We start from the raw sequence: 26,179 nt of genomic DNA, 5'->3' as shown, positions 1-26,179 counted from the left end.
TTGGGATATGAGCGGCTTTGACCCCGCCAAACGGGGATCTGGCGGCCCTTAGCCGGTCTTGCGCCCAATTTGCGGGGGCGCAGCGAGGCGGGCGCGGTGTGCGCGTGTCCACGCAATTGTTTCTGCAAAGGGCATGGGATGGGCGATGCCAAAGCCCTGAACGTGGGCACAGCCCAGTTGGGCGAGCATGGTGTGTTCACCAGCGGTTTCCACGCCTTCGGCAAGGGTTTCGATACCGAGCCGTTCGCACATGGTGAGGATGGCGGTGATCATCCGCTGCTGATCCCCGTCGCGATCGACCTGAGACACAAACATGCGCGCGATCTTGAGGCGGGACACCGGCAACTGGCGCAGGGCACCGATCGAGGTCTGGCCGGTGCCGAAATCATCAAGGTCAATGCCGCATCCGAGATCTGCGAGCCGGGTGATGTTGCGGATCACCACGGTTTCCTTGGGGCCGGTAGCGACGCTTTCGAGGATTTCGATGGTCAGGCGTTCGGACAGGATGCCGAAACGGTCCAGCGCCCAGGCGACCTTGTCGGGCAGATTGGGATTGTGCAGTTCCTCGTCGGCGAAGTTGACGCCAACCTGCGGGATATCAAGCCCCAGCCTGTCCCATTTGCGCAGGGCCTTGAAGGCGTGGGCGAGCATCCTGTCGGTCAGGGTTTCCGACAGGCCATAGCGGTGCAGGAGGGGCAGGAATTCGATGGGGGGAATCACGCCGAATTTCGGGTGATCCCAGCGCGCGAGGGCCTCGAACCCGGACACGCGGCCTGTGTCAGTGGAAAGCTGCGGTTGAAACCATGCCTTGATCTCGTTGCGTTCAAGGGCAAAGGCCGCGTCGGCCTCGATCTGGCGATGTCGAAGCGCCCGCCGTCCGAGTTCGGGAGAATGGGCGCGGATGCAGGACGTGCCCTTGCGCCGCGCTTCTTCCAGTGCCTGTGCGGCGCAATCCAGGAAGGCGTTGGTCTCTTGTTGCGGTGTGGCGAGCGCAAAGCCGATGGAGCAGGTCGGCAGCAGCGTTGCATTGGGAAGGGTCACGGGCTCTTCGAGGGCGGTTTGCAGGCGTGCCGAGAGACGCAGGCAGGCGTCACGATCCAGCGAGGGCCCCGCGGCCAGTGTCGCGGCAAAGCGCGCCTCACCAATGCGGGCGACGTGATCGATATCGCGCATGGCCTGGCTGATGCGCAGGGCGGACTGGCGCAGAACCGTATCGGCACTTGCCTGTCCGTGGCGCGCCCGCAGGTCGATGAAATCATCGAGTTCGATGTGGAAGCAGGCGGTGGATTGATCGTCCCTGTTTGCCTGCGTCAGGGTCATTTCGGTCGCGATCTGGAACCCTTCGGAGTTCAGAAGACCGGTAAGCCCATCGCGCCCCTTGTCCCGCGCGGGTGGAGGAGGTGACGGCAGTGTCGAGACATAGGCCGCAGCGGGCAGCAGAGCCAGAATGGCAAAGACCCAGACCTCGCCCAAAAGAAGATAGGCGGACAGGATCAGGATCGGCGAGAGAATCTGAAAATACCGCGATGCGGCCCGGATGCCGTAGTGCCCCAGCATGGTCTGCCCCTTGTTTGGATCAGGGGCAGGTTAGGGGGCAGGATTTCCCGTGCGGTTAACGCAGCTTGGGAATATCGTTGCCAATTTCCTCAAATTGTTCCGTTCCGCGCATCAGGCCGGCGAAATCGAACAGTTTGGGATCAAGCATATGCGAGGGGCGGATGTTGGTCAGGGCACGGAACATGACCTGCCGCCGACCGGGGCTGTTCTTTTCCCATTGGTCGAGGATCTGCTTGACCTGCTGGCGCTGAAGCCCGTCCTGCGAGCCACAGAGATCGCAGGGGATGATCGGGTAGTTCATGGATTTGGCGAATTTCTCGCAATCTTCTTCGGCAACATGGGCCAGGGGGCGGTAGACAAAGAGATCGCCTTCTTCGTTGACCAGCTTGGGAGGCATGGTCGCAAGGCGGCCGCCGTGGAAGAGGTTCATGAAGAAGGTTTCGAGAATGTCATCGCGGTGGTGGCCCAGAACAACCGCCGAGCAGCCCTCTTCGCGGGCGATGCGGTAGAGGTTGCCACGACGCAGGCGCGAGCAGAGGGCGCAATAGGTGCGCCCTGCGGGGACTTTTTCCTTCACGACGGAATAGGTGTCTTGGTACTCGATGCGATGCTCGACGCCCATTTTCTCAAGGAACTCGGGCAGGACGGTAGCCGGGAAATTGGGTTGGCCCTGATCAAGGTTGCAGGCCAGAAGGTCGACCGGCAAAAGCCCGCGCCACTTGAGCTCGTGCAGAACGGCCAGCAGCGTGTAGCTGTCCTTGCCGCCGGAGAGGCAGACCAGCCAGCGTGCGCCGCGATCGATCATGCCATACTGCTCGATCGCCTCGCGCGTCTGGCGCACGATGCGTTTGCGCAGTTTCTTGAAACTGGCCGAAGAGGGGGCGCCGTGGAACAGCGGGTGGATATCGTCGAGATCATCAAGCATGGGCTGCCCTTTAGGGGAAACGGGCCTTGTGGGCAAGGATTCCCGCCCTGAGGCAGGCAAGAGTCATCCGATGGTGGGGTCGGGGCGTATCCGAAGGGAATACAGGAGCCTGCCATGCGTCTTTTCATTGTCTTTAGCCTTGCCCTTGCCACTTTGGTTGGTTGTGGCAAGCCGTCGCTTGATGATCCGAACCTGAGCGCTCGCAAGCTGGATCTCGAACGCTATTTTGACGGGCCAACCGTGGCCTATGGGCAGTTCCAGGATATCTTGGGGAACGTGCAGCGGCGCTTTAAGGTCACGATTGACGGGACATGGGATGGCAAGACCCTGACACTGGACGAGCGGTTCAAGTATGACGACGGGGGCACCGAGCGCCGTGTCTGGACACTGCGCAAGACCGGTGACGACAGTTGGGAAGGCACGGCGGATGGCGTTCAGGGCGTGGCGCGGGGCGAAGAGCGTGGCGATGCCTTCAACTGGCGCTATACCATCGATCTGCCGCGCGCCGATGGCGAGAGCACGATCCGCGTGACGTTTGATGACTGGATGTGGCTGATGGAAGACGGGCGGTTGTTGAACCGTGCCTATATGTCGAAAGCCGGGGTGCGTCTTGGCGAGGTCACGATTTTCTTCGAGAAGCTTTAGGGCTTCTTTTTCGGTTCCGGCACCGGATCATAGCCGTCGCCGCCGAGCGGATGGCAGCGGCCAAGGCGGCGGATGGTCAGGAGGGTGCCGCGAATGGGCCCATGCTTTTCCAATGCCTCGAGCGCGTAGGCCGAGCAGGTGGGTTGATAGCGGCAGTTGAAGCCGACCCAGGGCGAAAAGATCAGGCGATAGGCGCGGATCGGCAGGGCGACGATATGGGCAAGCGGTGACATGGCGCGAAGATAGGCGCGGCAGGGGGCATAGGGAAGTGGGGTGGCGGGTTTTGACGCACCCCACGCGCATTTTTGTGACTGGCGGCGGCGCAGAGAATTTTGCGGCGGTGCCTGCCCTCGCTTCGTAGCGAGAGGAAGCCACCACCATTTTCGGATGAAGGTTATCCGGGCATTTTCGCGAAGGCCGGCAGGTTTTCATCCAGGATCGTCGCGGCCATTACGCTTGATGTGTAGACATTGGCCTTGGGCGTGAATTCCTGTTGTTCGTTGATCGTGCCCGCGCGCAAGCCGATCATGCCCGGACGGTTCGAGTTCTGGGTGAACATCGGAGATCCGCAGTTTTCGCAGAAATGCTTGGTCATCAACGAGCCGGCGTCGGAATTGTGCTGAAAGGTCTTGGTTGTGCCGGTGATCTTGACGTCACTTTCCTTCATGAACATCAGCGCGGCATAGGCGCTTCCGGTGGCCTTGCGGCAATCGGTGCAGTGGCAATTTGCCATGACGGGCACCTCGCCATCGGCTTCGAAAGAGATTGCGCCGCAGAGGCATTGGCCTGTGAGTTTTGTCATTGGGGTCCCCTTGTCTCCTGTCCATCGACCTGATCGAGCCTAGGCCAATCGTGGCGAGCATCAAGGAGAGTGCGGGGTGTTCACGCAGATGTGCGTCAGCGCCTGTCGGCGTGCAGCTTGCGAAGGGCGTAGCGCAGATCGCTTTGCAGGACATCGAAGTTGCGGGCGGCGGTTTCGTTGGCGCGGCCGATCAGCACGTAGTCCCAGCCGGGTTTGCCATGGGCCGGCAGAACGAGGCGGGCGACTTCGCGCATCCGGCGTTTGGCGCGGTTGCGGGCGACGGCGTTGCCGACCTTCTTGGAACAGGTAAAGCCGACGCGGATGGCATCGGCTGGAACGTCTTCATCGGCGCGACGTTTGCGACCCTGCACCATCATCGCCTTGGTGCCCTGTTTGCGGGCGCGGGCGGCGGCGAGGAAATCGCTGCGGTTTTTCAGAACCTCAAGACAAACGGACACCGCCGGGGGCATGTCCCCTTGGGCGGCATTGCCATCCTCGGGGGCCTCCGGCGGTGTCATGTCCGTCAGAACGGTCGAAGCGCTTATGCGCTCAGCGACTTGCGGCCGCGCAGGCGGCGTGCGTTCAGGATCTTGCGGCCAGCTTTGGTAGCCATGCGCGCACGGAAGCCGTGGCGGCGTTTGCGAACCAGGTTCGAGGGTTGGTAGGTGCGTTTCATCGCTCCGTCTCCGTATCTGTCAGGGCGCCTCGCGACGGAATCGCGGGCCCAGGTGCTATTCGAAGCCCGGTCTATAGGCGGGCGGGAATAATAAGTCAAACACCGGATTGGCGTTTTGCAACAAAATCTGCACTGCAGGCAGCGCAATGTTTCAAAACCCCCGGTTTCTGGTCGCGCTTATCACGAGATTCGCCTCGGAGATCAAGCGACTGTGAGGTCCCTGTTGTTTTTTGTCGCCGTACCGCATGTTTAGAGCAAGCAAGCACATGGGAAGCCAATGAGTGACATGACAGAAACAGGCCGGAAACGCGGGTTGGGCCGCCTTTTGCCAATCGCGGTGATTCTGACGGTGGCGGGTATCGGTGCGGTGACCCTTGGCGACTACCTCAGCTTTGAGGCGCTGCGCGACAATCGCGAGGTGCTTTTGGCGTTTCGGGATGCAAACTATGTGCCGGCGGCCCTTGCGTTCATGGGCATCTATATCGTGATCGTGGCCTTTTCATTGCCCGGCGCGGCGGTGGCATCGCTGACGGGCGGGTTCATGTTTGGCACGGTGTTGGGATCAACCTTCAATGTCGTGGCGGCGACCATCGGGGCGACGCTGATCTTCTTGGCGGCGCGCCATGGATTCGGCGAGCGGCTTTCGGAGAAGATGGATGCGTCGGAAGGGCGGGTGAAACGCATGAAAGATGCCCTGGACGAGAACCAGTGGTCGATGCTGTTCCTGATGCGGCTGGTTCCGGTGGTGCCGTTCTTCGTGGCCAACCTGTTGCCCGCCATCGTGGGCGTGCCGATCCGCCGGTTCGTGATTTCGACCTTTATAGGGATCATTCCGGGCGGCGTGGTGTTTACCTCGGTTGGGGCGGGACTGGGCGAAGTGTTTGCCCAAGGCGAAGTGCCGAACCTCGGCGTGATTTTCGAGCCTCATATCCTCGGGCCGATCCTTGGCCTGTGTGCCTTGGCGGCGCTTCCTATTGTGATCAAGGCCCTGCGCGGCGGTAAGGACATCTGAACATGGAACGGATCAAGACGGATCTCCTGGTGATCGGCGCCGGGTCTGGTGGGTTGTCGGTTGCGGCGGGTGCCGTGCAGATGGGGGCGGATGTTGTCCTGTTGGAAGGGCACAGGATGGGCGGCGACTGTCTGAACTTTGGCTGCGTTCCGTCCAAGGCCCTGTTGGCCAGCGCCAAGGTGGCGCATACGCAGGCCCATGCCGCGGTGTTTGGCGTGGCGGATCAGGTGCCGCAGGTCGATTACGCGGCGGTCAAGGACCACGTGGCGGATGTGATTGCCCAGATCGAGCCTAATGACTCGGTCGAGCGGTTCGAAGGGCTGGGGGTTCGGGTGATCTCGGAGTACGGCCAGTTCCTTGGCGCAAACGAGGTGCAGGCCGGGGAGCATGTGATCGAGGCGCGCCGGATCGTGATCGCCACGGGGTCGAGTCCGTTTGTGCCACCGATTCCCGGGTTGGACAGCGTGCCTTACGAGACAAACGAGACCCTGTTCGAGCTGCGTGAAAAGCCGGAGCATCTGCTGATTGTCGGCGGTGGCCCGATCGGGATGGAAATGGCGCAGGCGCATCTTCGGCTTGGCTGCAAGGTGACGGTGATCGAGGGCGAGAAAGCGCTGGGCCGGGATGATCCGGAAATGGCGGCCTTTGTTCTGGACCAGTTGCGCGAAGAGGGGCTGGTGATCGAGGAAGGCGCTTTGGCGGCGCAGATCAGCGGTGAGGCCGGTGCCATTCGAGTTGAGGCCAAGGATGGCCGCGTGTTCGAAGGTTCGCATCTTCTGATGGCGGTCGGGCGCAAGCCGAACATTGACCGGTTGAACCTTGAGGTGGCGGGGATCGAGACCACGCGGGCGGGAATCAAGGTGGATCAGAGCCTGAAAACTTCGAACCGTCGGGTCTATGCGATCGGCGATGTGACCGGTGGCAAGCAGTTTACCCATGTGGCCGGATACCACGCGGGCGTGATCATTCGCTCGGCCCTGTTCGGGTTGCCCGCGAAGGAACGCAAGGACCACATTCCGCACGCGACCTATACCGACCCGGAGCTGGCGCAGGTTGGCATGACCGAGGCCGAGGCGCGGGCGGCGCATGGGGACGCGTTGGAGGTTGTTAGATTTGATCTGCACCACAACGATCGTCTGATCGCCGAGCGCAAGGCAAAGGGATTGATCAAGGCTATGGTGGTCAAAGGACGGCCCGTTGGGGTTTCCATCGCAGGCCATCAGGCCGGGGAGCACATAAACCTTTGGGCACTTGTCATCGCCAATCGTATGAAAATGGGACAAGTGGCCAGTATGGTGTCTCCTTATCCCACCGTTGGCGAGATCAACAAGCGTGCGGCCGGGGCCTATTTCTCGCCCAGACTTTTTGATAGTCCTAGGGTGAAACGGGTGGTTCGTTTCGTGCAACGCTGGTTGCCATAAGTTCATGTACGGAGCGCGGATGCTCAACACGTTATCGGGTCGATTCCTGTTTCTGACCATCATCTTCGTGATGGTGGCCGAAGTCCTGATCTTCGTGCCGTCGGTGGCGCGGTTCCGGGAAGACTATTTGCTGTCACGGCTGGAGCGGGCGCAGATCGCGTCCTTAGCGCTTTTGGCGGACGACATGATCGATGCGTCTCTGGAAGAAGAACTGCTGCGCAATGCGGGCGTTTTCAACGTGGTGCTGCGGCGGGACGAGATGCGGCAGTTGATCCTGACCTCGCCGATGCCACAGCCGATTGATGCCACGTTTGACATGCGCGATGCCGGTGCGCCCGAGTTGATCGGCGATGCCATGATGCGGCTGTTCGAGACCGATCAGAAGGTTATCCGGGTGATCGGTTCGCCGGTGCGCGAAGCCGGTTTGCTGATCGAGGTGACGATGGAGACATCGGGGCTGCGGTCGGCGATGATCGAATACGGTCTGAATGTTCTCTGGCTTTCGCTGGTGATCTCGGCGGTGACGGCGGCGCTGTTGTTCTTTGCGGTGCGCGGGATTCTCGTGAAGCCGATCAAGGGCGTGGTGCGCTATATGCAGGCCTATGCCAAGGCCCCCGAAGATGCGCGCGGGATCATTCACCCCTCGGCCGGGATCGTGGAGATTCGCGAAGCGGAAGAAGCGCTGGAGATGTTGCAGATCGAACTGACGGCGTCGCTCAAGCAGAAAGAGCGCCTGGCGCAGCTGGGTGGCGCGGTGGCCAAGGTGAGCCACGATCTGCGCAATATCCTGACGTCGGCGCAGTTGTTCACGGATCGGATCGAGATGAGCGAAGACCCGACGGTGAAGCGGATGGCGCCGAAGCTGGTGAATTCGATCACGCGGGCGGTGAACCTGTGTGAAAGCACGCTGGCCTTTGGCAAGGCGGAAGAACCGCCCCCGCGCCTGTGCCAGGTGGACCTTGGGCAGCTTGTGTCTGACGTGATCGAGAGCGAGCGTCTGGCGATTGGCGAGTTCGACCTGAGCTTTGCGGAAGACATTCCTGCGGGCATGGTGATGCGGGCCGATCCCGAGCAGTTGTACCGAGTTCTGTCGAACCTCGTGCGCAACGCGCGGCAGGCGATTGTTGCCACCGGCGTGCCGGGCGAAATCGCGGTTGCCGCTGTCGAGGAGTCGGATGCGTGGATCGTAACTGTGCGTGATACCGGCCCCGGATTGCCGCCCAAGGCGCGTGAGCACCTGTTCACACCGTTCCAGGGCGGGGTGCGCAAAGGTGGTTCAGGATTGGGGCTTGCGATTTCGGCCGAGCTGATTGGCGGGCATGGAGGGACGCTGGATCTTTTGTCGAGTGACGAAGGCGGTACGGCCTTTAAAATAAGGCTTCCGAAGGGTGATGTGGCAGAAAGTTGAAAAAACTTACTTTTTGCTCTTGCGACTCTCCAGCATACACTCTAAATCCCCCTTCACCGCGCTCTGGTAGCTCAGCTGGATAGAGTACTTGACTACGAATCAAGGGGTCGGGGGTTCGAATCCTCCCCAGAGCGCCATAGAATTCCAAGGCCCAGTCCACAGCGACTGGGCCTTACTTTTTTCTCCGGAAAAGTCGCAAACAGGCGTGACATGCGAGGCGCGGTCCTTGCAGGTTTGAAGACAGGATTTGCCTTGAGGAGACATTCATGCACCCGATTATCGCGCTTTGGTCTCATCCCCGATCCATGTCGACGGCGACCGAGCGGATCATGCGGGAGCGGGGGGATCTGCGCTGTTTCCACGAGCCGTTCATGTATGACTATTACATTGAGAGGCAGGTTCGGGTGATGCCGCATTTCGAACCTCAGGACGGGCATCCCGTGAGCTATGAGGCGGTGCGCGATATGCTTCTGACGGAGGCCGAAGCGCAGCCCGTGTTCATCAAGGACATGAGTTTCTATGTCATGCCGCATATCCTGAAAGACGAGGTCTGGCAGGGGCGGTTGGTGAACTGTTTCCTTGTGCGTGATCCGGTTGCGTCGATCCCGTCTTACTTCAAGCTGGATCCGGAGGTGACTCTGGACGAAATCGGGCTTGAGGCGCAGGCAGAGCATCATAAGGCCCTTGTGGCGGCTGGCGAGAAAGCGGTCGTGATCCGGGCCGAGGATATTCGTGGCGATGCCAGGGGCGTGTTGAGCGCGCTTTGGGCCGAGCTCGGTCTGGCGCCTGCGGATCACGCCTTTGACTGGCAGGGTGCGCAACCAGAGGACTGGAAGCAGGTCGAAGGGTGGCATTCGGATGTGACCAGATCGAATGGGATTCGCCCGATCACGGCCGAGGAGGTTGCAACCCAGAAGGCGAAGTTCGAGGCGATGAGCGGCGATCATCCGGCGATGCGCCAGTATCTGGCGCATCATCAACCGCATTACGAATACCTGTGTTCCCAAGCGCTGGGCGCCTGAGATTTATCAATCAGAGGCTGGCGAAGGCGCGATCGAGGCCGTCGTGGACCTGATCCACGTCTTCCAGTGACAGGCACATTGGCGGCACCATGCGCAGGCAGGACTGGAACGCGCCGGATTTGGACAGGATCAACCCGCTTTCGCGGCAGGCTTCGAAAACCGCGGCGGTGGTCTGCGGATCGGGTTCCTTGGTGGTGCGATCCTTGACCATCTCGATCGCCAGCATGAGACCGCGACCGCGCACGTCGCCAATGGCGGAATACTTGTCCTTGAGCGCGTGCAGTCGTTTCAGCAGGGCCGCGCCGACGGCCCGGGCGTTTTCCTGAACCTTGTCTTCCTTGATGACCTGCAAGACCGCGCGGCCGGCGGCGCAGGACGTGGGGTTGGCGCCATAGGTGTGGAACATGAACTTTTCGGCCATAGGGGCTGCGATGTGTTTGCGGGCCACGACCGCGCCCAGGGGGAAGCCGTTGCCGATACCCTTGGCCATCACGACGATGTCGGGGATGACGCCGTCGCGTTCAAACCCCCACATGTGATCTCCGGTCCGGCCGAACCCGGCCTGCACCTCATCGGCAATCAGCAGGCCGCCTGCGGCGTGAACCCGTTCCGCGGCACCGCTCATGTAGCCCTTGGGCATTTCGATAATGCCGCCGTACCCTTGTACGCTTTCGATGAACATGCCGGCAATCCGACCTGTGGTGGCAGTCTGGATGGTACGTTCGACCTCGTCGAGGTAGGGGGCGGTGCCGGGGCCAAAGATGCCGCGGTATTGGTTGGGCTCTGCGACAAAGGCGACGTTGCCGGGCATGCCGGGGTGACGCCAGCCGGAGATGCCGGTGATCGACTGTGCGGCGGCAGTGGGGCCGTGATAGGCAGATCGCAGGGCCAGCAGGTCAAGATTTCCGGTGTAGCTTCGGGCCATGGTCATCGCGAGGTCGATAGCCTCGGAGCCGGAATTGGTGAAGTGCACCACCCATTCGATATCGCCGTTCGGGTTTGGCATGGTGGCGGCCAGTTCCTCGGCGAAGTGGGCCGGGACGGGGTGATAGAACATGGTGGTGCAATGGGTGAGTTCCTGTGCCTGTTCCATCGCGGCGGCCACAACCTTGGGGTGCGAGTGGCCGACCGAGATGCAGACATTCATGCCCAGCAGATCGGTATACTTGCGGCCTTCAACGTCCCAAAGGTATTGCATCGAACCTTTTTTGAAGACCATCGGGTCCTTGAAGGGGATGAACTTGCGCTGGCTGGCGGCGTAGTAGTTATCGCGCCGATCAGCTGTTTCGCTCAGTGTCCAGTCAGTGTGCAGGGTCATGTCTGTTCTCCCTCGATTTCCCGGCTGCGGCGGGTCACGAATTCATCAAGTGCGTCGCGGATACCGGCGTCGAGTGCCGGTGGTTCATAGCTGTCGAGCAGGTCTTTCACGCGGGCGGTGGCGCGATCATGGGTCCAGAGTGCCCCTTCGGCGTGCCACTGTTCGTAGGTGCCGTTGTCGGACATGTCGCCCATCCAGAAGGCGGTTTCGAAGTTGTCTTGCGTGTGTTGGGCCCCAAGGAAGTGGCCGCCGGGTTCTACTTCGAAAAAGGCATCCATTGCTTGTGCGGCCTCGGAGACATCCACGCCCTGGGTGAAACGCTGCATGGCGGCGCAGCGGTCGGCGTCCATGACGATTTTTTCGTAGCCTGTGGTCAACAGCCCTTCGAGGCAACCGGTGGCATGGATGATGAAGTTCACGCCGGCCAGCGTCGCGCCCATCAGCTGGGCCTGTGATTCATAGCCCGCCTGCGCATCCGGAACCTTGGCAGCGGTGAGGCCGCCGACCGAGTGGAACGGCAGCCCTAAGCGGTCGGCCAGTGTTTTGGCGCACATCTGGAACTGGGTGCCTTCCGGAGTGCCGAAGGTGGGGGCACCGGTCTTGAGGCTGATCGGGGAAAAGAAGGTGCCGAAGGCGGCAGGAGCGCCAGGGCGGATCAATTGGATCAGGGCCACCGAGGCCATGACTTCGGCCAGAACCTGCGCCAGCGTGGCCGCCACCGAAACCGGCGACATCGCCCCGCCCAGCACGAAGGGGGAGACCACGGTGCATTGCCCGGCCCGGGCGTATTCCTTGAGGGCCCAGAGCATGGTTTCGTCCATCACCAGCGGGGCGTTGGTGTTCACCACCGAGTAGAGGACGCAGTTGTTGTCGACAAAGTCATGCCCAATGGCAATGCGGCACATCTCAATGGTGTCGCGGGCGCGTTCGGGGGCGGTGACGGCCCCCATGAACGGCTTGTCGTTGAGCGTGAGGTGGGTGTGGGCCATGTGCAGGTGCCGCAGGGGGACGGGCACATCGACCGGTTCAACCACGACGCCGCCGGAATGGTTTACCGCGCCGAGGCTGTGATGCAGCTTGGTGATGTTCTTGAAGTCCTGGAGCGTGGCGTAGCGGCGGCCGTTTTCCATGTCGTGAACGAACGGAGGGCCGAAGCTGGGCGCGTAGACCTGAGCCTTGCCACCGATCTGGATGGACCGTTCGGGATTGCGGGCGTGCTGGGTGAAGATTGGCGGGGCCGTCTTGATCTTGTCGCGGCACCAGCCGGGATCAAAGCGAACACGCTCGCCGCAAACCCGGGCACCGTGTTTGGCAAATAGGGCGAGCGTGTCGGGATCGCCGCGGAACTCCATACCGATTTCATCGAGGATACGGTCAGCGTTGCGTTCGATGATGTCGATCGCCTCGTCATCAATCAGGCTGACCTGACCGATGCGATTAAGGGTGTAGGGTGCGGCAAGAGAGGATTTGGCCGCACGGGCGGCCATGCGTTCGCGTCTGCCGCTGCGTTTTGGCGATGTACGGGCCATGTCGGACCTCCCTGCGCGTGGTCTGGTGTTTCAGACATGGCAAGGAAATCGTGATCCGCACAGCAAAACCACGCAGTATTAGGACCATTAATAATGTGAATTAGTGGTGGTAAATGACGTCGCCCGCGACCTGTGGCAGAAGTTTTTCGAAACTCTGGCGCAGGAGGTGGCAGCTTCTGGCTGCAATCTGTTGCGGTATGTCGGCGAGTTCGCCGGTGCGGTGGATGGCGAGGACAGAGCGTTTGAAACCGGTGAACGGGAGCGGTTCTACCCGCAGGGCCATGCCTTCGGCGATGGCGTCGATCAGCAGGCTAGGTGTGAGGATGGCAAAGCACTTGCCAGTGATGACACCCGCGACAACCATCGAGGCGCGGTCGGCGTCCATCGAGCGGGGCAAGTCGACCCGGCAGCGTTGTAGGTGCTGGTCCGTGCGCCGGCCTACCGGGGCATCCGAACTGAAGCGAACAAACGAAAGGTGGCGGGCGATTTCAGTAATGTCGCTGGTTTCGCCTTTGTAACCTTCTGGAAGAACGAGATAAAAGGGCTCTTCGAGAATTGGGATCGTGGTGTAGTCGGAGAGGTCGAACTGGGGGTCCGACGTGATGGCGATGTCGGTGCTGCGGGTGTTGAGGGCAAGTTGGTGATCCGTTGCCAGGCCCGCCGCAAGGCTCAGTTCCGGGATGGCGAGTTCGGAGCGGACCATGTCGAGGATGCCGGTGGTCAGGGTGGTGGCGATGGAGGCCAGCATGGAGACGCGCAGGATGGGCAGGGATGTGGACTGCACGTAGCGCAGGTCGGAGCGCAGATCTTCGACTTCGTTCAGGATGCGGAAAGCGCGGCGGTGCAGAATTTCACCGGAGTGGGTGAGTTCAAGCGGGCGGTGGGCGCGATCAAACAGAGTGGCGTGTAGCGCCCATTCCAGTTTTTTGATCTGCTGGGACACGGCGGATTGGGTCATGCCAAGGGCCGTTGCCGCCGAGGTGACATGGCGTGTATCGGCCACGGCCATGAAAACTTCGAGGGCGCGCAGCAGGTTAATGTCTGATTCCGCCTGTGTTTTCTTCATCTGGTTCTGACTTTCATTAGTCTTTCTAATTCTAGGCGCAAATTCTTGATCCGGCCCCTGTGCGAAGTCAATCGTGGTGTCACGCGGTGCAAGGCAGGGAGGCGACCGGCGCATGACGCATGTCATCATTATCGGGGGCGGGGCGATTGGCCTTGGGCTTGCCTATCATCTTGCCGGTCGGGTGCGGGTGACCGTGCTGGAGCGCAACCAGTTGACCAGCGGCACAAGCTGGCATGCGGCGGGCATTGTCGGGCCATTGCGGGCAACGCCCAACATGACCCGTCTGGCGATGTACGCGGGCGAGCTGTTCCCAAAACTTGAAGACGAAGTGGGGTTGTCTACCGGATACCGGAAGACGGGTGGTTACTGGCTGGCGCGTGAAGAGGCGCGCATGGACGAGTTGCACCGGATCGCGGCCCTTGGGCGGCACTTCGGCCTGACACCGTCCGTCGTTGGGCCCGATGGTGTGGAGGTGCCCGGACTTGCGCTGGATGGGATTATTGGGGCGCTGAAGGTCGATGAAGACGCCAATGTGAATCCGGTCGACCTGTGTATGGCCTATGCCAAGGGCGCGCGGTTGAAGGGGGCAGATATCCGCGAGGGTGTCGAGGTGGCAAAGCTGCTGGTGGAAGGCGGATGCATCAAGGGTTTGCGGCTGGCCGATGGCGCGGAGATGCTGGCGGATCAGGTGGCGCTGTGTGCCGGGGCATGGTCCAAGCGGTTGGCGGACAGGGCGGGCGTGGCTTTGCCCCTGCAGGCGGTTGAGCACATGTACGTGGTGACCGAGCCAATGGCGGGATTGCCCAATCCCTACCCCGTGCTGCGTGATCTGGATCGGGGTATTTATATCAAGGGAGATGCCGGAAAGCTGGTGTTTGGCGGGTTCGAGCCGAATGCCAAATGCTGGAATGCCTTTGGGCCGGAAGGAAACCGTCCGTTTCTCGAATTACCGGAAGACTGGGACCAGTTCACGCCTTTCATGGAGGCGGCGCTGGCGCTTGTGCCGGGGCTGGAGAAGGCGGGCATCCAGCATTTCATGAATGGTCCCGAAAGTTTCACGGCGGATACCAAACCCCTGATCGGGCAGACACCGGAAATCGACAACCTCTATGTTGCTGCGGGTATGAATTCGGTTGGGGTGATGTCTTCGGCTGGTGTCGGGCGCGTGCTGGCGGACTGGATGCTGGCGGGAGAGCCGCCGATGGATCTTTGGGAAGTGGATATAGCGCGGGTCGACCCGCGTGCGGCCGGGCAGGAGCACATCGAAACCCGCATGCAGGAGGCGGTGAGCGATGCCTTTGCGCTGCACTGGCCGTTCAAGCAGGCCAAGGCCGGGCGGGGATTGCGGACGTCTGCGCTGCACGCGCGCTGGGCGGCGCAGGGGGCCGTGTTTGGTGTCACCGCCGGATGGGAGCGCGGGTTGTGGTATGCCCGTGACAATAGCGAACGCAATCTGCCCTATTCGGTCGGGGCGCAGGCCTGGTATCCGGTGGCCTGTCGGGAGGCGGCGGAAATGGCGACGGGGGCGGTTCTTCTGGACCTTTCACCCTTTGGCAAATTCGATGTGGAAGGGCCGGGCGCGCTGGCGTTTTTGCAGCACCTGACAACTGCCAACATGGACGTGCCGGTGGGGCGGGCCGTGTACACGCTGATGATCAATGCACGCGGTGGAATCGAAGCGGATGTCACGATCCTGCGGCGCGGAGAGGCTGTGTTTCGGATCACCTCCGGGGCGGCAACGCGGTGGAAAGACATGGCTTGGTTGCGGCGTCACGCGGGTGGCTGGGATGTGCGCATTTCCGATGTCACCGAGGATGAGGTCGTGATCGGTGTGATGGGGGCCAAGGCGCGAGACGTCCTGTCGGCGGTATCGCCGGATGACTTGTGGGCGTTTCCGTTTTCTGCGGCAAGATCAGTCTCTATTTCAGGCAAAAACGCCCTTGCGACACGGCTTAGTTTCGTTGGTGAGCTGGGATGGGAACTGTGGATCCCTGTGAGTGAGGCCGGGGAGGTTTTTGACGCCTTGATCGCACAAGGCGCGCGTCCGATGGGGCACTTTGCCCTGGATGGGTGCCGGATTGAAAAAGGGTTTCGCCATTGGGGGCATGACCTTGGCCCCGAGATTTCACCGCTGGAGGCCGGGCTTGGGTTTGCGGTGGACTGGTCCAAGGAGTTCCTTGGGAAAGCGGCACTCGAAGCTCAGCGCGCGGCAGGGCTGTCGCGGCGATTGGTTCTGTTTGACCTGCCGGGCCATCCGCTTGTTCTGCATGACGAGCCGATCCGCGAGAATGGCCGTGTTGTGGGGCTGACCACAAGCGGGGCGCGCGGTGTGCGGACGGGAAAGACGCTTGCCTTGGGGGTGGTCGAGATCGCACCCGGCGAAGCGTTGGCGGCGACGGCGGAACGGAAATTCGAAATCGAGATCGCTGGGCGATGCTATGCAGCAGATGTTTTGCTGCGGCCGCCGTTCGATCCTAAAGGTGAGAGGATGCGGGGATGAGCACGACCGAGGCGCAGGTACTGATTATTGGTGGCGGTGCCATGGGGGTGTCGCTGATGTACCATCTTGCCAAGGCGGGATGGTCGGACGTGGTTCTGACCGAGAAGAACGATCTGACCCATGGATCAACGTGGCATGCTGCGGGGCTGTGTACGCATTTTGCCCATAACCCTACGATCCAGGAGCTGCGGGCGACGTCGGTGCGTTTGTATCGCGATATCTTGCCGGAGGAGACAGGCGATACCTGCGGGTTTCACCGATCTGGCGCGATGCGGATTACGTCGAATCCGGATCGGATGGACGAATTCGCCCATGTTGCGGGGCTAAGCCGGTTCACCGGGTATGAGTTGCAGATGCTGACGCCGGATGACGTGGCGCGGTTGCATCCCCTCGCCCGTACCGAAGGGATATTGGGCGGGATCTACGAGCCGGATGACGGCCATGTTGATCCATCGCTTGCGACCAACGCGATGGCCAAGGTGGCGCGGACGAACGGCGCGACTGTCCTGCGATACAATCCGGTGAAGGCGATCCGGCGCGAAGGTGGCTTCTGGATCGTGGAGACAGAAAAGGCGACGATCCGGGCGCGGCACATCGTGAACGCCGCGGGTACATGGGGGTGGGAAGTTGGGCAAATGATGGGTGTGAACATCCCGTCTGTGCCGGTTCTGCACCAATATCTCGTAACAGACACCGTACCCGCGGTTGCGGATCGGATCAGTCAGGGTCTGGCGGAATTGCCGATGATCCGCGATCCGGAAGAAAGCTGGTACGTGCGGCAAGAACGGGACGGGTTGATCCTTGGACCCTATGAAAAGGATGCGCAGCCGTGGTCGATTGACGGGTGCCCGCCGGATTTCGGGGCGGACCTGATGCCACCGGATCTTGATCGGGTCGAGCATATCATCATGGCCGCGATGGCGCGAATACCGGCGCTGGAGACCGGTGGGATCAAGTCGGTGGTGAATGGGCCCATCACCTTTACCCCGGATGCCAATCCGTTGATCGGGCCTGCGCACGGGGTGCCAAATGCCTGGTTGCTGACCGGATCATCGATGGGGGTGATGGAAGGGGGTGGGGCAGGGTGGTTCCTTGCGCACTGGATGACGCATGGCGCGCCGCCGATGGATGCTCTGGCTGTCGACAGCCGCCGTTTCGGGGCCTGGGCGGATCGGGACTATCGCGTGGAAAAGGCGGTTGAATGCTTTGGGCTGCAGTTCGGTGTGCATTATCCGCACGAAGAAAGGCCTGCGGCGCGTGATAAGCGATTGTCGCCTTTGCATGAATTGATGGTCGAGCGCGGCGCAGTGATGGGAGCGGCACATGGCTGGGAGCGCCCGAACTGGTTCAGTGACAAAGTCGGGGACGTGGGCGTTCCAAGGTTCCGGCGGTCGAATTGGTTCGAGCCTGTCGGGCGTGAGTGTGAGGTTGTGCAGACATCAGTTGGCCTTGCCGACTTGTCGGTGTTTTCGAAGTTCGAAGTGACCGGTGCGGATGCGCGGGCGTTCGTCGATGCGTTGGGCTGCAACCTTGCGCCCAAGGTGGGGCGCGTGGGGTTGACCCATGCGCTGACACCGGCAGGGGGAACACAGGCCGAATTCACCGTTAGTGCGCTGGCAGAGGATCGGTTTTACCTGACCTCGGCGGCGGCGGCGGAAGAAATGGATGAAGATCTGTTGCGTGCACGGAGTGACCGGTTCGATGTCGAGATCGCCAATGTCACCGAGGATTTTGGTGTGCTTGGTGTGATGGGGCCAAAATCCCGCGAGGTTCTGTCGGGGCTGACGGATGCGGATTTTGGGGCCGGGTTCCCCTGGTTGGCTGTCCGCGAGATCAAGGTGGCGGGTGTTCCGGTGCGCGCTTTGCGAGTCTCCTACGTGGGCGAACTGGGCTGGGAGTTGCATGTCGCCCGTGAGCGGATGCGGGAAGTTTTTGAGGCTGTTGAAGGCGCGGGCCAAACGCATGGTGCCGGTCTTTTCGGCGCCTACGCAATGAACGCGATGCGCCTTGAAAAGGGGTATCGGGCTTGGGGGTCGGACTTTACCACCGAGCGAACCCCGGCGGAAAGTGGCGCGGGGTTCCTGATCGACATGGCGCACGACTTTGTCGGCAAGCAGGCTTTGGCGGAACGTATGCAGGCCGAAGATCGCTGGGACATGGTGTTGCTTGAGGTCGAAACCTCCGAAATCGATCCGTATTTTGCGCATGGGGTGCTTCAGGGGGAGCGGGTTGTTGGTGTTGTCACCTCGGCGGCCTATGGGCATCGGACCGGGAAGACCCTGGCGCTTGCCTTTTTGCGGGACCGGAATGCGCGTGAGGGGCTGGAGGTGGATATTCTTGGGCGTCGGCGCTTGGCACGCGTTCTTGAAAAGGCCCCCTATGATCCGGAGAACCTGCGTCTGAAACAGGCGGAATAGGGTGTTCCGGGCGGCCAAATTTGTCAAAAAAGAGCGACTGTGAGTCGGCGTTTAATGCGCTGATTCTTTGTTTTGTGGGCGGCTGATCTGAAAAAGCGCTCTAAATTTATGAAATTAAAAGTGTGGAAATTTGTGCTGTTTTTCTGCGCGTGTCTTTGATTTTTTCAATTTAAGTATCTGAAAAAAATAAATAAGAGTTAGAAAATTGGAAATTCCGACTGTGAAAGAATTCGTAATATTGCGTCAAATGCGCCTTTGTAGTGCATAGATTATTGCGCAGAGTGTTTTGGCGTTGTAGGTCGGACCTACGCTGACGACGGGGTGCGCGCAGATTTCCGGTCCAGAGCAGCGCAGAAGATTGGGGCTTCGGCCCCACAAGGAGGACAAAACTCATGAAATTCACTTTCTCCCGTCGCGCCGCGCTGGGCGCCCTGGCCGGTGCCGCTGTTGTGGCTTCGGTGGCAACCACTGCCGCAGCCGACACCGTGCGTCTGCGCTTTCACACCTTCTATGGCACCGAGATCGACCATATCGCGAAGAAGTTCCGCAAATCGGTCAAGGATGCCTCGAACGGCACCCTGCGCATTCAGTATTTCCGTGGTGGTGAGCTGGTTGCGTCGGATCAGTTTGCCGATGCAGTTGCCAAGGGCACCATCGACATCGTGCATGGCACCGGTGGCTACTGGTCGGGTCAGATCGATGTGGGCAACATCGAGGCCGGTCTTCCCGGCGCTTGGGCAAGCGTTGACGAGGCCAAGGCCCTGTTCGACAGCGCCGAAGTTGATGCGCTGCTGACCTCGGCTTATGCCGATGCAGGTGCCGTTTACCTGGGCAAGGGCTATGGTCACAACTACGACCTGCTGACCAAAGAGCCGGTCACGTCGCTGGCGGACCTGAAGACCCGCAAAATCCGTGCGACGTCGAACGTTGCAAAGGTTCTGTCGGCGTTCGACATTCCGACCGTCTATTTGCCGGCGCAGGAACTCTATATCGGCATGTCGACCGGTGTTATCGACGGTGCGATCTACGGTGGCCCGGTTGAGTACGAGCAGCTGAAGCTGCACGAAACCGCGCAGAACTATACCTTCATGAACATGCTAATGCCGGGGTGGACCGAGACCTTCCTTGCCAACCCTGCGGTCTGGGAAAAGCTGTCGGATGAGCACAAGCAGATCCTTGAAGCCGCGATCCAGCAGTTTGCCGATGACATCCACCAGTGGCTGGCTGAAGGCAACGAAGGCGTCGCCGAAGGCACTTTTGAGTACGCAACCCTGCCGGATGCCGACTCCAAGGCGCTGACCCAGGCGGCACAGGGTGTCTGGGCGGAAGAGGCTGCGCGCTCGGAGCGCAACAAGGCGCTGGTTGATGCGCTGATCGCGAACGCCAAGGCGCAAGGCCGCCTGTAACATGCGCCTGGTGACAAGATATCTTGTCATTCAGGATGGCCTGTCCGAGTTCGTCGGGCGGGCCATTTCCTGGTTGACGCTGGCGATGATTGCCGTGCTGATGCTGGAGATCATCGCCCGCTATTTCCTGAACGCGCCGACCATCTGGGCGCATGAAACCTCGACCATGCTGTACGGGGCTTTTTGCATGTTGGCGGGGGCCTATACGTTGCGCCACCGGGGGCATGTGCGGTCCGAAGTGCTTTACGGCTTGTTGAACAAGCGTGGCAAAGCCTTCTTCGACACGATCATCTTTGCCATTGGTCTCGTTGTTCTGGGTGTTTTCTTCAAGATGGCGGTCGGCTTTGCGGCGGACAGCTGGGCGGTGCGTGAGTATTCGAACAAGAGTATCTGGCAGCCTGCGATCTATCCGATCAAGACGGTGATCCCCGTCGCGGTGGGGCTGGTGATCCTTCAGAACATCGCGGAATTGCTGCGGTCGGTTCTGACACTTTTGGGCGTTGATTTCGTGGACCCGCGCGAGCGTGAGGTGGAAAGCGATATCGATCCGGAACTACTTAAAGCCGCTCAAGACTAGGGCGCATCTGCGAGGGCGGCGCAGGCCGTCCGGGAGGAAGACTTATGGCTGAACTCGATCCGCTGGCCATTACCGCGATCATGTTTCTGTCGATGCTGGCCCTGATGGCGGCGGGATCGCCGCTGGCATGGGCGCTGACAATATCCGGCGTGGGAAGCGCCTATATGCTGTGGGGGCCGGGTGGTCTCGAGCTCCTTGTGAGTTCGACCTACAGCGCGATGGACAACTTCCTGTTGGTGGCGCTGCCGTTGTTCATCTTCATGGGCCTCGTGTTGCAGCGGTCGGGCATAACCGACGATCTTTTCGAGATGATCCACAAACTGATGGGCGGCGTGCCCGGCGGTCTTGGGGTTGGTACGGTCATCATCTGTGCCTTGATCGCGGCGATGGCAGGGGTGTCAGGTGCAGCAACCGTGTCGCTTGGCATCATTGCGCTGCCCGCGATGCTGAAGCGCGGCTATGACAAGAAGCTGGTCACGGGCACGATCATGGCGGGCGGGGCGCTCGGGTTCTTGATCCCGCCGTCGGTTCTGATGATCATCTACGCCTTCCTGAGCCGGGATTCCGTGGGCAAGCTGTTTGCCGCCGGCTTGATGCCGGGGCTGATGCTGGCGGGTATTTATATCCTCTATGTTCTGATCCGCTGTCGGATTGATCCAGATCTGGGGCCGCCCGCGCCTGCGGAAGAGCGGTTCAGTGGTATCGAAAAGCTGAAATCCCTGCGCCACCTGATTGCGCCGGGGGTGCTGATCGCGACGGTGCTGGGGTGTATCATCGGCGGTGTGACCTCGCCATCCGAGGCCTCGGCCATCGGTGCTTTCGGGGCGCTGGTGATTGCCGCGCTGCATGGCCGGGTGAACTGGGACATGCTGCGCTATGTGATGATCACCACAACCAAGTTGATGGGTATGCTGATGTGGATCACCATCGCGGCGGTGTTCTTTTCGAAGATCTACGTGGGTCTTGGTGCGGGCATGATCGTTGGTGAGTTGATCGAGGATTTCGAGCTGAGCCCGATGCTGGTGATTGTCGCAATGCTGGCGACCTATTTCGTGCTGGGCATGTTCCTAGATGACTTTGCGATTGTCTTCATCACCGTGCCTTTGTTCGTGCCGATCGTGCGTGACCTTGGGTTCGATACCACCTGGTTCGCGGTGTTGTTCATCCTGTCGATGCAGTCGGCCTATTTGACGCCGCCATTTGGCTACAACCTGTTCTATATGCGGTCGGTGGCGCCGCCGGAGATCACCATCGGCGATATCTACAAGGCGGCCCTGCCCTTTGTGGCGTTGCAGATCATCGGCCTCGGGCTGGTGGTGGCCTTTCCACAAATCGCGCTTTGGCTGCCCGGATTGCTGTTCTGAAACCAAAAAGGTTGGCGCGCCTGTGCCAACCCGTTTTCCCCAACTAAAAAGCCGCCTCTTGAGGCGGCTTCTTTTTTGGTTTGCAGGTGGTCTCAGCCGCGCGGCAGGACTGGTGCCGTCTTGTCGAGTTTCAGTTCTGCATCCGAGAATTTCCACGGGCCGCGAACGCCTTTGATGCCTTCTGGTTCAATCACCATGCCGCGGGCCTTGATCTGGGGGTCGTCAAACGCCTGACCGATGGAGTTGATGGGGCCAGCTGGCACGGTGGCCTTTTCCAGCGCGGCCAGCAGGTCAGCCGAGAGCCATCCGGTCAGGGAGGATTCGATTTCGGCGGTCAGGGCTTCGCGGTTGGAAACGCGCAGACCGTTGGTGGCGTAGTCGCCATTCGAGGCAAGGTCGGGACGTTTGATGACGTCGCAGAACCGCTGGAACTGACCGTCGTTGCCGACGGCGAGGATGATGTGGCCGTCTTTGGTGGGCAGAACCTGATAGGGCGAGATATTGGGGTGGTCGTTGCCCTTGCGCATCGGGCTGTTGCCGGTTGCAAGGTAGTTCATAGCCTGATTGGCCAGCATGGAGGTCGCGCAGTCGAGCAGGGACATGTCGATGTGTTGCCCCTTGCCGGTGCGGTGGCGTTGTTCGACGGCGGCAAGGATGCCGATGGTGCCATAGAGACCGGTCACCACATCGGTGACGGCAACGCCCACCTTCTGCGGTTGGCGATCCGGTTCGCCGGTGATCGACATGAGGCCGGAGAGACCCTGAATCAGAAAGTCGTAACCAGCGCGCTGGGCATAGGGGCCGTCCTGGCCGAAACCGGTGATCGAGCAGTAGATCAGCCGTGGGTTCAGGTCCTTCAGGCTGTCATAGTCGAGACCGTATTTGGCAAGGCCGCCTACCTTGAAGTTCTCGATCAGGATGTCGGCATCCTTGATGAGATCGCGGACCTTCTGTTGCCCTTCTTCGGTGCGAAAGTCGGCGGTCACTGCGGTCTTGCCGCGGTTGGCGGCATAGTAATAGGCGGCGGTCTTGTCGTCGTCGCGTTCGATGAAGGGAGGGCCCCAGGTGCGGGTGTCATCACCATTCTCGGCTTCGATCTTGATCACCTCGGCGCCAAGATCAGCCAACGACTGGCCAATCCAGGGACCGGCCAGTATGCGGGCCAGTTCGACCACTTTCAAACCTTCGAGAGGGGACATGTGCGTTTCCTTCGCGTTGAGAGCCCTGTTCGGGGACTAGAGATATGGTGGGGTGCAGGCCGATATGACTTCGGCCGGACGATCCGAGACATTGCGGAACCGATGGGGTTCGCGGCTGTTGAAGAGATAGGCATCACCGGCCTTGAGAATGCGGATTTCATCGCCGACCGTGACTTCGATTTCGCCCGAGACCACGATGCCGCCTTCGTTGGCGTCATGCTCGATCATCGAGGCACCGGTATCAGCACCGGCCTCGTAGACTTCGTGCAGGATCTGAAGGTTGTGGGCCTTGGCGTCGCCGACCTGCCGGATGGCGATTTTCTGAAGCGCCAGTTCGTCGCCCTGGTACAGCAGCGAGGTCAGGTCGCGCATTTCCGACGGGGTGAAGAACGGTTTTTGGGCGCTGATGGCCTCTGGCTCAAAAAATTCCGACATGGTGACGCCGAAACCGCCTAGAATTTTGCGCAAAGATGCCACTGAAGGGCTGCTGCGGTTGGTTTCGATCATTGAAATCTGTCCGTGAGGGACGCCGGCAGCTTCTGCCAACTTCCTTTGAGACATGCCAAATTGCTTTCTGAGCGCCTTGAGTCGGCCGCCAACGTCAAAATCGTCCGTCATCACGTCATATCCTCCATTTCTTTCCATCAGAATAAGCGAATCCCGTGATGTTGCGCAATTTACAGGTAGCAAAGTTCAAAATAATGAGCAATAAAAAGCGAGGAATCAAAGCGCAGACAGAGGAGATTCGCGCATGAGCGTTAGCCAGAACCTCAAGACACGCCGCGAGGCGGCGATTGCCAAGGGTGTTGCGACACGCGGCATCTATGCCGCTCGTGCGGAGAATGCGGAACTGTGGGATGCAGACGGTAAGCGGTTCATCGACTTTGCGGCAGGCATTGCCGTGAACAACACCGGCCACCGTCACCCCAAGGTCATGGCCGCGGTTGCCAAACAGGCGGAAGACTTCACCCACACCTGTTTCCACGTCGCGCCCTACGAGAGCTATATCGCGCTTGCCGAGCGTCTGAACGGTGCAACGCCGGGGGATTTTGAAAAGAAGACCATGCTGGTGACCACCGGTGCCGAAGCGGTTGAAAACGCGGTTAAAATGGCACGTGCCTACACTGGCCGCTCGGGCGTCATCGCCTTTTCGGGCGCCTTCCACGGCCGGACCCTTATGGGCATGGCGCTGTGCGGCAAGGTGAACCCCTACAAAAAGGCCTTTGGTGCGATGCCGCCGGAGGTGCTGCATGCGCCCTTCCCGAATGAATTCCACGGCGTGACCGTCAAACAATCGCTGGCGGTTCTGGACAACATGTTCAAAAGCTCGATCGATCCCGAACGCGTGGCGGCGATGATCATCGAGCCGGTACAGGGCGAAGGCGGCTTCAACGTGGCGCAGCCGGAATTCCTGCAGGCGCTGCGCAAGATCTGTGACGACTATGGCATCATCCTGATTGCCGACGAGGTTCAGGCGGGGATTGCCCGGACCGGCAAACTCTTTGCTTTCGAACACGCGGGCGTGGCCGCCGACCTGGTGACCATGGCCAAGGGCCTGGCTGGCGGGTTCCCGCTCTCAGCCGTGACCGGTCGGGCCGAAATCGTCGATGCTGCCCCTGTGGGCGGCATCGGCGGCACCTATGCCGGTAACCCGCTGGCCGTTGCCGCGGCGAACGCCGTTTTCGACGTGATCGAGGAGGAAGACCTCTGCGCCAAGGCGACCGAGATCGGGGATGCGATCAAGGCACGCCTGACCGAAATGGCGGCGCGTCAGGGCAACGAAGCCATTGGCGATGTGCGTGGCCTTGGCGCCATGGTCGCCTTTGAGATGGTGACCGATCGCGCAACCAACAATCCGGATGCGGCCCTGACCCAGGCAATTGTTGCCGAGGCGGAAGCACGCGGGCTGATCATCCTGCCCTGCGGCACCCGCGGCAATGCTGTGCGCCTGCTGCCGCCGCTGACCACGCCGATGGCGCAGGTCGAGGAAGCACTGGATATTCTTGAAGCCTCGATCGAGGCGGCCATCAACACGACCGCCCAGGCTGCGGAATAAGGAGAGACACCCATGGCAAAAGATCTAGCCCCGCAATCGCAACCTGGTTTGAGCGGGTTTTCCTGGGAGGATCCGTTCCTGCTGGAAGGCCAGTTGAGCGAAGAAGAGCGCATGGTGCGGGATGCGGCCAAGGCCTATTGTGACGAGAAGCTGATGAGCCGCGTCACCGAGGCCTTTGCCAAGGAAGAAACCGATCCGGAGATTTTCCGCGAGATGGGCGAGATGGGCCTGTTGGGCACCACCATCCCCGAGAAGTTTGGCGGCATCGGCGCAGGTTACGTGACCTATGGTCTGGTGGCGCGCGAGGTCGAGCGGATCGACAGCGGCTATCGCTCGATGATGTCGGTGCAGTCCAGCCTCGTGATGTATCCGATCTATGCCTATGGCACCGAAGCGCAGCGCATGAAGTACCTGCCCAAGCTTGCGAGCGGTGAATGGATCGGCTGTTTCGGCCTGACCGAACCGGATGCGGGTTCGGACCCGGGTTCGATGAAGACCGTGGCGAAGAAAGTTGACGGCGGCTATGTGCTGAACGGCTCGAAAATGTGGATCTCGAACGCGCCGATCGCCGATGTCTTTGTGGTCTGGGCCAAGTCCGAGGCGCATGGCGGCAAGATCAAGGGTTTCGTGCTGGACAAGGGCACCAAGGGTCTGAGCGCGCCGAAGATCGAGGGCAAGCTGTCGCTGCGGGCGTCGATCACCGGCGAGATCGTGATGAACAATGTCGAGGTCGGCGAAGACGCGCTGTTGCCCGATGTCGAGGGTCTGAAGGGGCCGTTTGGCTGTTTGAACCGGGCGCGGTACGGCATTGCCTGGGGCGCGATGGGGGCGGCCGAGTTCTGCTGGCACGCGGCACGCCAATACGGTCTGGATCGCAAGCAGTTCGGCAAGCCGCTGGCGCAGACCCAGCTGTTCCAGCTGAAGCTGGCCAATATGCAGACCGAGATCACCCTTGGCCTGCAGGCGGCGCTGCGGGTCGGGCGGCTGATGGACGAGGCGCAGGCGGCGCCGGAGATGGTGTCGCTGATCAAGCGCAACAACTGCGGCAAGGCGCTGGACATCGCGCGGGTGGCGCGTGACATGCACGGCGGCAACGGCATCAGCCAGGATTTCCACGTGATCCGCCACATGGTGAACCTCGAGACCGTGAACACCTACGAGGGCACCCACGACGTGCACGCCCTGATCCTGGGCCGCGCACAGACCGGCCTGCAGGCCTTTGCCTAAGCCTTTCTGAAGGGCCCCGGTCTTCCTATCCCCAGTGGCCCTTCAGTCCTGG

General features: G+C 60.8%; 23 protein-coding genes, 1 tRNA gene and 1 pseudogene. 13 read left to right on the top strand and 12 right to left on the bottom strand.

Translation table 11 applies throughout. The annotated features are described in order from the left end of the window. Positions 1-48: 48 nt before the first annotated feature. Positions 49-1,557 (bottom strand): putative bifunctional diguanylate cyclase/phosphodiesterase, encoded by a 1,509-nt coding sequence (locus ABWV42_RS19200; protein ID WP_353341591.1) that lies wholly within the window; start codon positions 1,555-1,557, stop codon positions 49-51. A gap of 55 nt (positions 1,558-1,612) precedes the next feature. Next, positions 1,613-2,482: a tRNA 2-thiocytidine(32) synthetase TtcA gene (gene ttcA, locus ABWV42_RS19195; protein WP_353341590.1), complete on the bottom strand. Its 870-nt coding sequence runs from the start codon at positions 2,480-2,482 to the stop codon at positions 1,613-1,615. A 114-nt stretch (positions 2,483-2,596) separates the two neighbouring features. Here ttcA and ABWV42_RS19190 point away from each other — a divergent pair, with 114 nt between their 5' ends. Next, positions 2,597-3,127 (top strand): DUF3833 domain-containing protein, encoded by a 531-nt coding sequence (locus tag ABWV42_RS19190; RefSeq protein ID WP_353341589.1) that lies wholly within the window; start codon positions 2,597-2,599, stop codon positions 3,125-3,127. Here the strand turns inward: ABWV42_RS19190 and yidD are convergent. The 4 genes from yidD to rpmH all read right to left on the bottom strand — a co-directional run bounded on the left by yidD (position 3,124) and on the right by rpmH (position 4,605). Further along, positions 3,124-3,360, bottom strand: a complete 237-nt coding sequence (gene yidD / locus ABWV42_RS19185; RefSeq protein WP_255109960.1) for a membrane protein insertion efficiency factor YidD — start codon at positions 3,358-3,360, stop codon at positions 3,124-3,126. The genes ABWV42_RS19190 and yidD overlap by 4 nt on opposite strands. 161 nt (positions 3,361-3,521) lie before the next feature. Next, positions 3,522-3,929 (bottom strand): GFA family protein, encoded by a 408-nt coding sequence (locus ABWV42_RS19180; protein WP_255109962.1) that lies wholly within the window; start codon positions 3,927-3,929, stop codon positions 3,522-3,524. 95 nt (positions 3,930-4,024) lie between these two features. Next, on the bottom strand, positions 4,025-4,447 hold the full coding sequence (rnpA, locus tag ABWV42_RS19175) for a ribonuclease P protein component (protein WP_353341588.1): 423 nt from the start codon (positions 4,445-4,447) through the stop codon (positions 4,025-4,027). 23 nt (positions 4,448-4,470) lie between these two features. Continuing rightward, positions 4,471-4,605, bottom strand: a complete 135-nt coding sequence (gene rpmH / locus ABWV42_RS19170; RefSeq protein ID WP_035260992.1) for a 50S ribosomal protein L34 — start codon at positions 4,603-4,605, stop codon at positions 4,471-4,473. Between the two features lie 277 nt (positions 4,606-4,882). On the opposite strand from rpmH, the gene ABWV42_RS19165 reads away from it, so the two are divergent. The 5 genes from ABWV42_RS19165 to ABWV42_RS19145 all read left to right on the top strand — a co-directional run bounded on the left by ABWV42_RS19165 (position 4,883) and on the right by ABWV42_RS19145 (position 9,468). Beyond that, positions 4,883-5,617 (top strand): TVP38/TMEM64 family protein, encoded by a 735-nt coding sequence (locus ABWV42_RS19165; protein WP_353341587.1) that lies wholly within the window; start codon positions 4,883-4,885, stop codon positions 5,615-5,617. Positions 5,618-5,619: 2 nt separating this feature from the next. Continuing rightward, the gene (locus ABWV42_RS19160) at positions 5,620-7,038 is read left to right on the top strand and encodes a dihydrolipoyl dehydrogenase family protein (protein WP_353341586.1); all 1,419 of its coding nucleotides are present in this window, start codon (positions 5,620-5,622) and stop codon (positions 7,036-7,038) included. 19 nt (positions 7,039-7,057) lie between these two features. Beyond that, positions 7,058-8,446: a sensor histidine kinase gene (locus ABWV42_RS19155; protein ID WP_353341585.1), complete on the top strand. Its 1,389-nt coding sequence runs from the start codon at positions 7,058-7,060 to the stop codon at positions 8,444-8,446. 60 nt (positions 8,447-8,506) lie between these two features. Next, a tRNA-Arg gene (locus ABWV42_RS19150) sits at positions 8,507-8,583 on the top strand. A gap of 129 nt (positions 8,584-8,712) precedes the next feature. Continuing rightward, positions 8,713-9,468, top strand: coding sequence for a sulfotransferase-like domain-containing protein (locus ABWV42_RS19145; protein ID WP_353341584.1), 756 nt, complete (start codon positions 8,713-8,715; stop codon positions 9,466-9,468). A 10-nt stretch (positions 9,469-9,478) separates the two neighbouring features. On the opposite strand, the gene ABWV42_RS19140 is transcribed toward ABWV42_RS19145, so the two are convergent. From ABWV42_RS19140 to ABWV42_RS19130, 3 genes are all read right to left on the bottom strand, one after another. Next, positions 9,479-10,786, bottom strand: a complete 1,308-nt coding sequence (locus tag ABWV42_RS19140; RefSeq protein WP_353341583.1) for an aspartate aminotransferase family protein — start codon at positions 10,784-10,786, stop codon at positions 9,479-9,481. Further along, positions 10,783-12,315: a trimethylamine methyltransferase family protein gene (locus tag ABWV42_RS19135; protein WP_353341582.1), complete on the bottom strand. Its 1,533-nt coding sequence runs from the start codon at positions 12,313-12,315 to the stop codon at positions 10,783-10,785. The genes ABWV42_RS19140 and ABWV42_RS19135 overlap by 4 nt, the downstream gene beginning before the upstream one ends. A gap of 100 nt (positions 12,316-12,415) precedes the next feature. Next, positions 12,416-13,381, bottom strand: a complete 966-nt coding sequence (locus ABWV42_RS19130) for a LysR family transcriptional regulator (protein ID WP_353341581.1) — start codon at positions 13,379-13,381, stop codon at positions 12,416-12,418. Between the two features lie 112 nt (positions 13,382-13,493). Between ABWV42_RS19130 and ABWV42_RS19125 the strand changes: the two genes are divergently transcribed. The 5 genes from ABWV42_RS19125 (at position 13,494) to ABWV42_RS19105 (ending at position 21,645) form a co-directional block, all read left to right on the top strand. Continuing rightward, positions 13,494-15,881 carry a GcvT family protein gene (locus ABWV42_RS19125; RefSeq protein ID WP_353341580.1) on the top strand — a complete coding sequence of 796 codons (2,388 nt, stop codon included), beginning with the start codon at positions 13,494-13,496 and terminating at the stop codon, positions 15,879-15,881. Then, positions 15,878-18,298 (top strand): GcvT family protein, encoded by a 2,421-nt coding sequence (locus tag ABWV42_RS19120; RefSeq protein WP_353341579.1) that lies wholly within the window; start codon positions 15,878-15,880, stop codon positions 18,296-18,298. Before ABWV42_RS19125 ends, ABWV42_RS19120 begins: the two co-directional genes overlap by 4 nt. A 392-nt stretch (positions 18,299-18,690) precedes the next feature. Continuing rightward, positions 18,691-19,704, top strand: a complete 1,014-nt coding sequence (gene dctP, locus ABWV42_RS19115) for a TRAP transporter substrate-binding protein DctP (RefSeq protein WP_255109974.1) — start codon at positions 18,691-18,693, stop codon at positions 19,702-19,704. A 1-nt stretch (position 19,705) separates the two neighbouring features. Continuing rightward, entirely contained in the window at positions 19,706-20,281 is a 576-nt protein-coding gene (locus ABWV42_RS19110) for a TRAP transporter small permease subunit (RefSeq protein WP_255109976.1), read from the top strand. A gap of 44 nt (positions 20,282-20,325) precedes the next feature. Further along, positions 20,326-21,645 carry a TRAP transporter large permease gene (locus tag ABWV42_RS19105; protein WP_255109978.1) on the top strand — a complete coding sequence of 440 codons (1,320 nt, stop codon included), beginning with the start codon at positions 20,326-20,328 and terminating at the stop codon, positions 21,643-21,645. Positions 21,646-21,737: 92 nt separating this feature from the next. Here ABWV42_RS19105 and ABWV42_RS19100 read toward each other — a convergent pair whose 3' ends face one another. The 3 genes and pseudogenes from ABWV42_RS19100 to ABWV42_RS19090 all read right to left on the bottom strand — a co-directional run. After that, positions 21,738-22,844 (bottom strand): CaiB/BaiF CoA transferase family protein, encoded by a 1,107-nt coding sequence (locus ABWV42_RS19100; RefSeq protein WP_353341578.1) that lies wholly within the window; start codon positions 22,842-22,844, stop codon positions 21,738-21,740. 36 nt (positions 22,845-22,880) lie between these two features. After that, on the bottom strand, positions 22,881-23,279 hold the full coding sequence (locus tag ABWV42_RS19095) for a cupin domain-containing protein (RefSeq protein ID WP_353341629.1): 399 nt from the start codon (positions 23,277-23,279) through the stop codon (positions 22,881-22,883). Beyond that, a pseudogene (locus ABWV42_RS19090) lies at positions 23,280-23,462 on the bottom strand (helix-turn-helix domain-containing protein); the annotation flags it as partial. A 133-nt stretch (positions 23,463-23,595) separates the two neighbouring features. Here ABWV42_RS19090 and gabT point away from each other — a divergent pair. Continuing rightward, the gene (gene gabT, locus ABWV42_RS19085) at positions 23,596-24,900 is read left to right on the top strand and encodes a 4-aminobutyrate--2-oxoglutarate transaminase (RefSeq protein WP_353341577.1); all 1,305 of its coding nucleotides are present in this window, start codon (positions 23,596-23,598) and stop codon (positions 24,898-24,900) included. A gap of 12 nt (positions 24,901-24,912) precedes the next feature. Further along, positions 24,913-26,127, top strand: coding sequence for an acyl-CoA dehydrogenase (locus ABWV42_RS19080; protein WP_353341576.1), 1,215 nt, complete (start codon positions 24,913-24,915; stop codon positions 26,125-26,127). Positions 26,128-26,179: the final 52 nt, after the last annotated feature.

This window comes from Pelagimonas sp. KU-00592-HH, from assembly GCF_040369695.1.
In the GTDB taxonomy this organism is placed as follows: Bacteria; Pseudomonadota; Alphaproteobacteria; order Rhodobacterales; family Rhodobacteraceae; genus Shimia.
This window is presented reverse-complemented; position numbering and strand designations above follow the sequence as displayed.